Below are 475 nucleotides of genomic sequence, written 5' to 3'. Positions count from 1 at the left end.
ACGGTCGACCCGAAGCCGGTTTACGCCGACACCGTTGTCCCCGCAGGGAAAACCACCACGGTCACGCCGACCAACGAGGGCGACGCCTACCCAAGCGGCACGGTCTTCGCGATCGACCCGAGCTTCCAGGCTCCTGGGGGCTACACCATTACGATCGACCCGGCTACTGGCACCCTCTCGGTGACCGTCGCCCCGGCCGGCAAGGACGGCGCGGACGCCGAGTCCGTCACTGTCCCTGTCGTCGTCACCTACCCCGACGGGTCCAACGCCACCAACGACTCCGTCAACGCCGTGATCAAGCTCGACACCGACGGCGACGGCCAGCCGGACGTGACGGACCCCGACGACGACAACGACGGTGTCTCTGACGAGGATGAGGCCAAGAACGGTACCGATCCGAAGAACCCCGACACTGACGGCGACGGTCTGAACGACGGTGACGAGAAGACCCACGGCACTGATCCGAAGAACCCCG

General features: G+C 66.3%; 1 protein-coding gene. It reads left to right on the top strand.

Going from position 1 to position 475, the window contains the following annotated elements:
• Window positions 1-475 (top strand): YPDG domain-containing protein (locus tag HMPREF0058_RS12925; protein WP_006549973.1); only part of this gene is annotated, 475 nt, incomplete at both ends.

It is taken from the genome of Actinomyces urogenitalis DSM 15434, from assembly GCF_000159035.1.
GTDB classification, from domain to species: domain Bacteria; phylum Actinomycetota; class Actinomycetes; order Actinomycetales; family Actinomycetaceae; genus Actinomyces; species Actinomyces urogenitalis.
Note: the sequence above shows the minus strand (reverse complement) of the source record. Positions and strands in the feature narration are given on the sequence as shown.